General features: G+C 71.8%; 11 protein-coding genes. 2 read left to right on the top strand and 9 right to left on the bottom strand.

Annotated elements, in window-relative coordinates:
- Positions 1-143: 143 nt before the first annotated feature.
- The 4 genes from ACFV9Q_RS16135 to ACFV9Q_RS16120 all read right to left on the bottom strand — a co-directional run bounded on the left by ACFV9Q_RS16135 (position 144) and on the right by ACFV9Q_RS16120 (position 3,582).
- The gene (locus ACFV9Q_RS16135) at positions 144-1,031 is read right to left on the bottom strand and encodes an amino acid ABC transporter permease (RefSeq protein WP_377235242.1); all 888 of its coding nucleotides are present in this window, start codon (positions 1,029-1,031) and stop codon (positions 144-146) included.
- Positions 1,028-1,717: an amino acid ABC transporter permease gene (locus ACFV9Q_RS16130; RefSeq protein WP_377235241.1), complete on the bottom strand. Its 690-nt coding sequence runs from the start codon at positions 1,715-1,717 to the stop codon at positions 1,028-1,030. Before ACFV9Q_RS16130 ends, ACFV9Q_RS16135 begins: the two co-directional genes overlap by 4 nt.
- Positions 1,718-1,857: 140 nt before the next feature.
- Complete coding sequence (locus ACFV9Q_RS16125) at positions 1,858-2,703, bottom strand: glutamate ABC transporter substrate-binding protein (protein ID WP_377235240.1); 846 nt, start codon at positions 2,701-2,703, stop codon at positions 1,858-1,860.
- 63 nt (positions 2,704-2,766) lie between these two features.
- On the bottom strand, positions 2,767-3,582 hold the full coding sequence (locus ACFV9Q_RS16120) for an amino acid ABC transporter ATP-binding protein (protein ID WP_377235239.1): 816 nt from the start codon (positions 3,580-3,582) through the stop codon (positions 2,767-2,769).
- Positions 3,583-3,719: 137 nt separating this feature from the next.
- Here ACFV9Q_RS16120 and miaB point away from each other — a divergent pair, with 137 nt between their 5' ends.
- Positions 3,720-5,396 carry a tRNA (N6-isopentenyl adenosine(37)-C2)-methylthiotransferase MiaB gene (miaB, locus tag ACFV9Q_RS16115; RefSeq protein ID WP_377235238.1) on the top strand — a complete coding sequence of 559 codons (1,677 nt, stop codon included), beginning with the start codon at positions 3,720-3,722 and terminating at the stop codon, positions 5,394-5,396.
- 100 nt (positions 5,397-5,496) lie between these two features.
- On the opposite strand, the gene ACFV9Q_RS16110 is transcribed toward miaB, so the two are convergent.
- The 5 genes from ACFV9Q_RS16110 to ACFV9Q_RS16090 form a co-directional block, all read right to left on the bottom strand.
- A complete protein-coding gene (locus ACFV9Q_RS16110; RefSeq protein WP_377231565.1) occupies positions 5,497-5,790 on the bottom strand; it encodes a hypothetical protein in 294 nt (97 codons plus the stop codon).
- A complete protein-coding gene (locus ACFV9Q_RS16105; RefSeq protein ID WP_377235237.1) occupies positions 5,787-6,449 on the bottom strand; it encodes a hypothetical protein in 663 nt (220 codons plus the stop codon). Before ACFV9Q_RS16105 ends, ACFV9Q_RS16110 begins: the two co-directional genes overlap by 4 nt.
- Before the next feature lie 73 nt (positions 6,450-6,522).
- Positions 6,523-7,440, bottom strand: a complete 918-nt coding sequence (locus tag ACFV9Q_RS16100; protein ID WP_377235236.1) for a WXG100 family type VII secretion target — start codon at positions 7,438-7,440, stop codon at positions 6,523-6,525.
- A 114-nt stretch (positions 7,441-7,554) separates the two neighbouring features.
- Positions 7,555-8,133, bottom strand: a complete 579-nt coding sequence (locus ACFV9Q_RS16095; protein WP_377235235.1) for a YbjN domain-containing protein — start codon at positions 8,131-8,133, stop codon at positions 7,555-7,557.
- Complete coding sequence (locus ACFV9Q_RS16090; protein WP_274994189.1) at positions 8,130-8,729, bottom strand: YbjN domain-containing protein; 600 nt, start codon at positions 8,727-8,729, stop codon at positions 8,130-8,132. Before ACFV9Q_RS16090 ends, ACFV9Q_RS16095 begins: the two co-directional genes overlap by 4 nt.
- 58 nt (positions 8,730-8,787) lie before the next feature.
- On the opposite strand from ACFV9Q_RS16090, the gene ACFV9Q_RS16085 reads away from it, so the two are divergent.
- Positions 8,788-9,459, top strand: a complete 672-nt coding sequence (locus ACFV9Q_RS16085) for a hypothetical protein (protein ID WP_377235234.1) — start codon at positions 8,788-8,790, stop codon at positions 9,457-9,459.
- The last annotated feature ends 118 nt before the right edge of the window (positions 9,460-9,577 follow it).

The following is a 9,577-nucleotide window of genomic DNA, read 5'->3' as shown; positions in this document are numbered from 1 at the left end:
AGGGTGGCGGAGCAGGGGCTGGCCCCGGCTTTTCAGGGGGAGGGGGAAAGGGGGGGGGGGGGGGGGGTCAAGCACTTCTCGCTGCTGACCACCCGGCCCCTCGTCGACCAGCTCCGTCCCGCCCGGGCGGACGAGTCGTGGGATCAGACGTTCCCCGGGCCACCGGCTGCGCCGGCCACGGCAGTCGGGTTCCCGATCCCGGTGCCCTCGATGGTCGGACCGGCCGTCCGGCTCGACAGCAGCCGCGACAGCTGGTGGGCCAGCACGGTGAGCAGCAGGTTCAGCACGATGAAGACCACGGCCACGACCGTGAGCACCTGCAGCGGGTTGCCGTCGGCCGAGTAGACGATCTGCCCGGTACGGAGCAGCTCCTGGTAGCCGATGAGCTGCCCGAGCGCCGAGTCCTTGAGGACCACGACGATCTGCGACACCATCGCCGGCAGCATGGCCACCAGCGCCTGAGGGAGCTGGATGGACCGCAGGGTCTGGCCCGGCGTCAGCCCGATCGCGAGACCGGCCTCGCCCTGGCCGCGGGGCAGGTTGCCCACGCCCGACCGCACCAGCTCCGCGATGACGGAGCCGTTGTACAGGATGAGCGCGACCACGACGGCGAGGAACGCCTTGTCGGAGACGCCGGGCAGCAGCTGGCCGAACAGCCCGTAGAAGAACACCATCATGAGCAGCACGGGGACGGCCCGGAAGAACTCGACCACGGTGCCGCTCACCCGCCGCACCAGGGCGAGCTGCGAGAGCCGGCCCATGCCGAACACGAGGCCGAACACGATCGACCCGACGATCGCGAACGCCGCCGCCCGCAGCGTGTTGATCAGGCCGGGGATCAGGTAGTACTGCCAGGTGCGGGCCGAGACGGCGTCCGCCCAGAGCTGCGGCTCCAGCTGGCCCTTGCTGTCGAGCTGGACCAGGACCCACGCGGCCACGGCGACCACGACGACGGCCCCGACCACGTTGCCGACCACGGTCCAGTTCCGGGCCCGCGGCCCGGGCGCGTCGAAGAGTACGGAGGCGCTCATCGCTTCACCGCCAGTCGCTGCGACAGCCAGGTGGTCAGCAGTCCGATGGGGATCACCAGGATCACGTAGCCGATCGCGAACACCGCGAAGATCTCCCACAGGTAGTTGGGGTTGAACTCGATCATCGTCTTCATCGTGGAGGACGTCTCCCAGGAGACGCTGGCCGCCGCGGCGACGGTCGAGTTCTTGAGCAGGGCGATGAGGGTGTTGCCGAGCGGGGCGACGGCTCCGCGGAACGCCTGCGGCAGGATGATCAGCCGAGCGGCCGGCAGGAAGGAGAGCCCGATCGCGCGGGCCGCCTCGGCCTGCCCCAGCGGGACGGTGTTCACGCCGGAGCGGATCGCCTCGCACACGAACGCCGCGTGGTAGACGGCCAGGCCGACGACGGCGAGGCGGAAGAAATTCTGCTCGAAGTTGTCGGCGAGCTGGATCTGGAGCGAGGTCCACACGCCCATGACCATGAAGGTCATGATGATCGTCAGCGGGGTGTTGCGGAAGACGCTCACGTACGTGGTGCCGGCCCAGCGCAGCGATGCGATGGGCGAGATCCGCATGAGCGCGAGCAGCGTGCCGAGCGCCAGCGCGATCAGCGCGCCCCAGAACGTCAGCTGGATGTTGGTCCAGAACGCTCCGAGCACGTCGTACTGCTGCAGGAGCGCGCCGAGCCCTGACAGATAGTCGTTCACGGGTCACCTTTCGGGAGAGGCACGGCCGTGGTCGGCGCGCCCCGGGAGGTCACAGTCGCGGACGGCGGGATGCCGCCCCGCAACGAACCGGGATCGCGTCTCGCTCGGCGGACGCGATCCCGGTTCACTGCGAAGGGACGTCAGGCGCAGGCGGCCGGCGTCGGCGGGTTGAGGTCCGCGTTCGGGGTGTAGTCGGCGCCCTCGGTGTTGGTGGCGACGAGCTCGTCCCAGGTGCCGTCGTCGATCATCTTGGTGATCGCCGCGTTGATGTCCTCGCACCGGTCCGAGCCCTTGGGCAGGCCCACGCCGTACTGCTCCTCGGAGAACGGCGCGCCGACGACCTTCAGGTTCCCGTCGCCGTTGGCGGCGGCGAGACCGGCGAGGATGATGTCGTCGGTCGTGACGGCGTCGACCTGGCCGGCGGCCAGGGCGGTCACGCACTCGGCGTAGCCGGGGCGCTCCAGCAGCTGGACACCCTCGGCGTAGTCGGTCTTGATCTTCTCCGCCGACGTCGAGCCGGTGACCGAGCAGAGGTTCTTGCCCTCCAGGTCCTGCGGGCCGGTGATGTCGGTGTTGTCGGCGGCGACGAGGAGGTCCTGACCGGCCACGAAGTACGGTCCGGCGAAGTCGATGACGTCCTTGCGCTCGTCCGTGATGGAGTAGGTGGCGAAGATCATGTCCACGTCACCGTTCTGGAGCATGCTCTCGCGGTTGGCCGAGGGCGTCTCCTTGAAGGTGATCTGGTCCTCGCTGTAGCCCAGCTCGTTCGCGACGTACCGGGCGACGTCCACGTCGAACCCGGTGTACTCGGCGCCGTCCTGCAGGCCGAGGCCCGGCTGGTCGTACTTGATGCCGATCGTGATGCCGTCGCCGCCCTCGGACGCGCCGCCCTCGGGCTCACCTCCGACCTCGGCTCCGCCACAGGCCGAGAGTGCGAGGGTCGACGCCGCGGCCATCGCCAGCAGCCCCATGGTGTGCTTGCGCATGATTCCCCTTCGGTAGTTCGGGGTCCGGGTAGGACCCCTTGGCTGGGATCAGTCAGTGAAAGATCAGTGGGTCAGGATCTTGGAGAGGAAGTCGCGCGCCCGCTCGCTCTTGGGCGCCGTGAAGAACTCCTCGGGGTGAGCCTCCTCGACGATCTGGCCGTCCGCCATGAAGACCACGCGGTCGGCGGCCTTTCGGGCGAAGCCCATCTCGTGGGTCACGACGATCATCGTCATGCCCTCCTGGGCGAGCGCGACCATCGCATCGAGCACCTCGTTGACCATCTCGGGGTCGAGGGCAGACGTCGGCTCGTCGAACAGCATCACCTTCGGCTGCATCGCCAGTGCTCGTGCGATCGCGACACGCTGCTGCTGGCCGCCCGACAGCTGGGCCGGCATCTTGCCCGCCTGGTTGCCGACGCCCACGCGGTCGAGCAGCGTGCGTGCCTGCTCCTCCGCGGCCTTCTTGGACAGCCCGCGGACCTTGCGCGGCCCGAGCGTGACGTTGTCGAGCACGGTCTTGTGCGCGAACAGGTTGAACGACTGGAAGACCATCCCGACCTCGGCGCGCAGCTGCGCCAGGGCCTTGCCCTCCTCGGGCAGGGTCTTGCCGTCGACGGTGATCGAACCGTCGTCGATGGTCTCCAGGCGGTTGATGGCCCGGCACAGCGTGGACTTGCCGGAGCCGGACGGGCCGATGACGACCAGCACCTCGCCCTTGCGGACGGTGAGGTCGATGTCCTGCAGCACGTGCAGCGCGCCGAAGTGCTTGTTCACGCGCTTCAGCTCGACGAGGGGCGCCCCGAGGGCACGGTCCGACGTCGGAGCGTCCGCGGAGCTGTCGGCCGCCGGTTGGCCGGTGGTCGAGGTGGTCTGGTCCATCCCTTGAACCTAACGATCCGATGTTTCAAGGACCAAGTCGACGGGTCATCCCGGGACAACGTTTCGGTAACAGATGCCCGCAATGCGCCCGAACTCGCCGTTCGGCGGGGCTCGAAAGGGGTCGTAAAATCGAGGCGATGTCCACGACCGCCCTGCCCACAGCCCCGCTCGACGCCGCCACGACCGACACCGCCGTCGGCGACGCCGCGTCCGAGCAGCCCCGCACCTACCTGGTCCGCACGCTCGGGTGCCAGATGAACGTGCACGACTCCGAGCACATGGCCGGCATGCTCGAACAGGCCGGCTACACGCGCGCGTCCAGCCAGGACGAGGCCGCGAACGCCGCCGACGTCGTGGTGATCAACACGTGCGCCGTGCGCGAGAACGCCGCCAACAAGCTGTACGGGAACCTCGGCCAGCTGGCGGGCATCAAGGCCACCCGGCCGGGCATGCAGATCGCCGTCGGCGGCTGCCTGGCCCAGAAGGACCGCGGCGACATCGTCGCGAAGGCCCCGTGGGTGGACGTCGTCTTCGGCACGCACAACCTGGACGCCCTGCCTGTGCTGCTGGAGCGCGCGCGGCACAACGAGGCGGCGCAGGTCGAGATCGCCGAGTCGCTGCAGGTCTTCCCGTCCACGCTGCCGACCAAGCGCGAGTCCGTCTACGCGGGCTGGGTCAGCATCTCGGTGGGCTGCAACAACACCTGCACGTTCTGCATCGTGCCGCACCTGCGCGGCAAGGAGCGCGACCGTCGCCCGGGGGAGATCCTCGCGGAGGTCGAGGCGCTCGTGGCCGCCGGCGCCATCGAGGTGACGCTGCTGGGCCAGAACGTGAACAGCTACGGCGTCGAGTTCGGCGACCGCGGCGCGTTCGCCAAGCTGCTGCGTGCCTGCGGCCGGATCGAGGGCCTGGAGCGGGTGCGGTTCACGTCCCCGCACCCGGCCGCGTTCACCGACGACGTGATCGCCGCCATGGCCGAGACCCCGAACGTCATGCCGCAGCTGCACATGCCGCTGCAGTCCGGCTCCGACCGGATCCTGCGTGCGATGCGCCGCTCGTACCGCTCGGAGAAGTTCCTCGGGATCCTCGACCGGGTCCGGGCCGCGATGCCCGACGCGTCGATCACCACCGACATCATCGTGGGCTTCCCGGGCGAGACCGAGGAGGACTTCGCCGAGACGATGCGCGTGGTCGAGGCCTCGCGGTTCAGCTCGGCGTTCATCTTCCAGTACTCGCCGCGCCCGGGCACGCCCGCCGCGACGATGGAGGACCAGCTCCCCAAGGCGGTCGTGCAGGAGCGGTTCGAGCGTCTGCTCGCCCTCCAGGAGCGCATCGGGGCCGAGGAGGCCGACCAGCAGGTCGGGCGAACCCTCGAGGTGCTCGTCGCCGAGGGCTCGGGCCGCAAGGACGGCGCGACGCACCGCCTGTCGGGCCGCGCGGCGGACAACCGCCTGGTCCACTTCCGCCTCACCACCAGCGTGTCCGACACCCTGCCCGACGCCGCGCCCCTGCCCGGCGTGGACCTCACCCAGGCGCCTGCCGACCTCGACGACCCGCGCCTGTCCGACGTCGTCCCTGCGGGCGTGCCGCGCCCCGGCGACACGGTGACCGTGACGGTCACCAGGGCGGCGCCGCACCACCTGATCGCCGAGCCCGCCGACGCCTCAGGCCTCGTGGTGCGCCGCACCCGGTCGGGCGACGCCTGGGCCGCGCGGGAGAAGGCGCGGCTCGGCGGGGGAGAGGACGAGCACTCGCACGGCACGCCGGCGCCGTCGGGCCCGGTCTCGCTGGGCCTGCCCACCCTGCGCCGCTGACGCGGCTCCGACCTGCGCCGCCGGCGCAGGCATGGCCCGCGCCGCTGACGCGGCAAGGCCGGCCCACGTCACGTGACGGGGCCGGCCCGGTACCGCTCGGTCAGCGGTTCTGCTCGAGGTAGTTCGCCCGGACCTTCTGCGCGCGGGCGACCGGCAGGCAGCACAGGCCCGCGACGACGCAGAGGCCGATGAAGACCCAGGGGAAGCCGTCCCCGGCGTTGAAGCCGCGGAAGTTGTCCTGGTAGTCGCCGACCTGGGCGACCCACCACGCGAGCCAGGTGAGTCCGGCCCCGGCCCACGCCACCACCGCGAAGATCACCCACATCGAGGCGAGGCGGCGCGCCTTGGCGGGGTCACCCCCGTCGGACCACCGGTCCTTGTCCGGCGAGCTCATGCGAGGGCCTTGGCCAGGAGCCCGAACGTCGGGTCGGCCGCGACCGGCACGGGCTTGGGGAGGCGCTCGACGGGGCCGCTGGAGATCTCCCAGGCCTTGTCCTCGCCGATCCGGACGGCCGCGGCGCGGTCCCCGGTCGGCGCACCGGGCTGCGCGATGACCTTGATGCTGCCCGCGAAGGGCAGGGTCGTGGCGTCCTGGAACGTGGCGCGGACGTAGCGGGAGGCGACGTCGATCAGGCGGTCGCCGGCGGGCACGGGGAGCGCCTGCCAGATGCCGTAATCCTTGGGCTCGATCAGCGCGGCGCCGTCGGGAGACCTGACCAGGAGGGCCACGTGGTTGGTCTCCCCGGAGATGCCGGCGGCCTCGATCCACTCCGTGGCCCGGTTCAGCACCGCGGCCAGCGCGAGCACGGGACCCTGCGGCGTCAGCGTCCCGGCGTCGTCGACGACGGCCATCTTGCGCACGATCAGCGAGCTGAGGCCGGCGCCCAGCAGGGGCGAGCCCTCCGGCACCTCGGGCAGGCGCAGCGACTCGCGTGTCTTGGCGGCAGAGGCGTCGTCGCCCAGCGACAGCAGGCTGAGGAGCTCGAATCCGGTCAGCTCGATCGTCTGCTCGGCGCGGCGGTCGGGGGCCGTCGTGGTTCCCTGCTCAGTCATCGGTTCCTCCTCGTCGGGCCGGTCGGCCGCAATTCTTCCAGGTCAAGGTCGGTGCTCTTCAACGGGGGTCGCGTCACCACGGCAAGAGGTCCTTCGCGCCGTCGATGAGGTCGCCGCCCGCGTCCAGGACGTCGCCCGCCGCGTCGGCCACCCCGCCGGCGATGTCCCCGGCCGTGTCCCCGACCCACCCCGCGGCGTCGGACGCGGCGTTCCAGGCACCCTCGGTGATGTTGCCGTCGACGAGGAGGTCGGTGACGGCCCAGGCAGCACCCGCCCCCAGGATCGCCCAGCCGACGGGGTTGGAGACCAGGCCGGCGGCGACGAGCAGCCCGCCGACGCCGAGACCGGCGCTGATGGCGCCGTCGCCGGCCATCCAGTAGTCGCCGGACCCGATGCCCTGGCCCATCTGGAACGCGCCGAACGCGACCGAACCCCAGGCGAAGGCCTTGCCGGCCGTGCCGATGGCACCGCCCCAGCCGCCCGGGAGCGCGTCGGCGACACCCCAGATGCCCTGGCCCCAGCGGGCCCCGAGCTCGACGCCGTTCTGGACCAGGCCACCGATGGTGGCCGCCCAGTTGGCGTCGCCGACGACGTCGAGGACCGTATCGGCCCAGTTCCCGCCGTCGTCACCGCCGCCGGACAGGGTGCCGGTGCCGCTCGCCGAGGCACCGGCGAAGGCGCCGGCGCCTCCGCCCGATCCTCCGCCGGGCCCGCCGCCCGCGTAGTCGCCGCTGGTCTGCTCCTGGGCGTCCGCGTTGCGCTCCACTGCGCTCCTGGCGCCGGCGAGACCGTCCGCGGTGGCGCGGAGCGCGGGCACGTGGTGCCCGTCCCACTCCTCGCGGAACTGGTCGCCGCTCGGCCCCAGCCAGTCCACGCTCGACAGCACGGACGTGACCTCGCTGATGGTGTTGTCGAGCGACTGCGACGCCGCGTCGAACTCCCTCGCGAGGGTGCGCAGCTGTTCGAGGTCGGCACCCCACATCTCACCCATCGGTTCTCCCACCCGTTCGTCCGCCGTCAACTGGTCAGAACCGTAACTGACCTGCGACAACGGGACGAGCAAAGGGGTGTGGGGAGAACTCCCCATGGGGTGGCCGCGGCGACCCTAACCCTCGTCCGACGACCCCTCGTCCGGCTCGGCGTCGGCCGGCGGGGCGAGCGACGCCACGGTCGAGAAGAACTGGCTCGCGGTGACCAGCCCGCACGACACCGTCTGGGCGAGCTGCTCCTCGGTGGCGCCGTGCTCGAAGTCCACCGACACCTCGGCGTACAGGGCGAGCCCCGCACCCTCCTCGCGCGTGTAGACCTTGGGCCAGATGCGCTCGCGGTTCCAGTCGTTCGCCGCCTGGAGCACGGCCAGGCGGGCCGCCGCGGGCAGCGCGCCGGCCCAGCGGCCCCGGACCTGCAGGATCTCGTCGTGCTCGCCGAGCAGCAGGAACCAGAACCGGTTGCCGTCCCAGGTGCCGGTCACGTCGCCGTCGTCGTCGATGCGGAAGCGGTAGCCGCGGCGCGACAGGTCGTCGCCGACCCGCTGCGTCGTCAGCGGCCGCGGCTTCTCGACCGGGGCGTTCGCGAGCGTGCGGACCTGCGCTCCCGTGGGGCGGCGGGCGGCCGGGGGACGCGGGTTGAGCAGACGCGCGAGCCAGCGCCCGGCGCCGCCGCCACCGTTGCGGGGCGGGCTCATGGCGCGGACCTGAGCGGGTCGGGGAACGTCTCGTCGAGATGCTCGAAGAACATGGAGCCCGTGGTCAGCCCGCACTGCAGGAGCTGGTCGAGCTGGTCCTCGGTCACGCCGTGCTCCAGGTCGACCGTCACCTCGGTGTAGACCAGCACCGCCCCGTTGTCGCGCACACGCACGTACGTCTTGGGCCAGATGCGCTCGGCGTTCCACTCGTTGCAGAGCTCGAGGATCTCCTCGAGCCGCTCGATGGTCAGGTCGCGGTGCCACTGCCCCCGCACCTGGAGCACCTCGGAGCTCTCGCCGACCATGAGGAAGTAGAACAGCCAGCCGTGCCACAGCCCGCCGACGTCGCCCTCCGAGTCCACGAAGTAGCTGAACCCGTTCTCGCCGAGCCACTCCACGACGCGGTCCCGCGTGAGCGGCTCAGGGATGCTGGAGGGATCGTCGAGGCCGCCCGTCAGCTCGCGGAGCAGCACACCCTCCACCTGCGCCCGCAGCTCGTCGTCGTCGAGTTCCCTGGGCTCGGGCTGTTGCGGGCCGGTGGCCGCACGGTCGCCGTCGCCCGCCGTGTTCCGGCGTCGTGACCCGAAGAACCTCACCTGACCACAGTACCCGCCAGACCCCCGGTCCCGCTGCGCCCTTCGTCCGGAAAGCCGGGTGGAATCACCCAGGAACGGCCAGGTGCCGCGGCCGGTGCTACTTTCATCCATCGTGCACGCCGTGATCCTGCCCGCCACCCTGCTGCTCGTCCCGGGGACGGCCCCTGGCCTGCGGACGGACCCGCTCGGGGACGTCCGCGCCGCCGTGGCCGCCGCGCTGGCGCGGCTCACCGAGGGGGGCCGGATCCCGCTGGTCCTGGCGCACGGCCCCGCCCTGCGGCACGGCCGGATGCGCCCGTCCCTGGCCGGCTCCGGCATCGGCGACCGCTGGCTGCCCGACCCTCCGCCGGGTGCGGGACGGCGCGCCGGCGCGGCCTGGTCCTGGACGGACGAGATCCGTCAGGTCGCGGGCACCGGCGCCTCGGTGGCGCTCCTGGCGCTCGCGGACGTGCTGGGGGACCGGGTCGCGGAGGTCGAGGTGCTGGAGGTCCCGCCGTCCTGGCCCGGACCGGTCGCCGGGCCCGACCCCCTGCTGCGGGACGCCGCCGGCCTGGTCGTCGCGGGCGGGGGAGTGCCCGGCGGCCTCGACAGCGACCCCGGAGCGCTGACGGACGGCGTCCGCGCCGCCCTCCGTGCGGCGGGCGCCGACGCGTGGACGTCGCAGGTCCAGGCCTTCGCGCAGTCGCACGACCACCTGCCTCTCGAGTACCGCGTGACCACTCTGGCGTGACGGCCCGCGACAGGAGCGGACCGGCGCGCTCCTGCGACGTCGGCATGGTCCTGTGAGGTCGGCAGTCCGCGTCGAAGGGGGAAGAAAGGTGCTGTCCCCCCCCCCGCAACCGCCTCAC

It is taken from the genome of Promicromonospora sp. NPDC059942 (assembly GCF_042731755.1).
Classification (GTDB): Bacteria; Actinomycetota; Actinomycetes; order Actinomycetales; family Cellulomonadaceae; genus Promicromonospora.
This window is presented reverse-complemented; position numbering and strand designations above follow the sequence as displayed.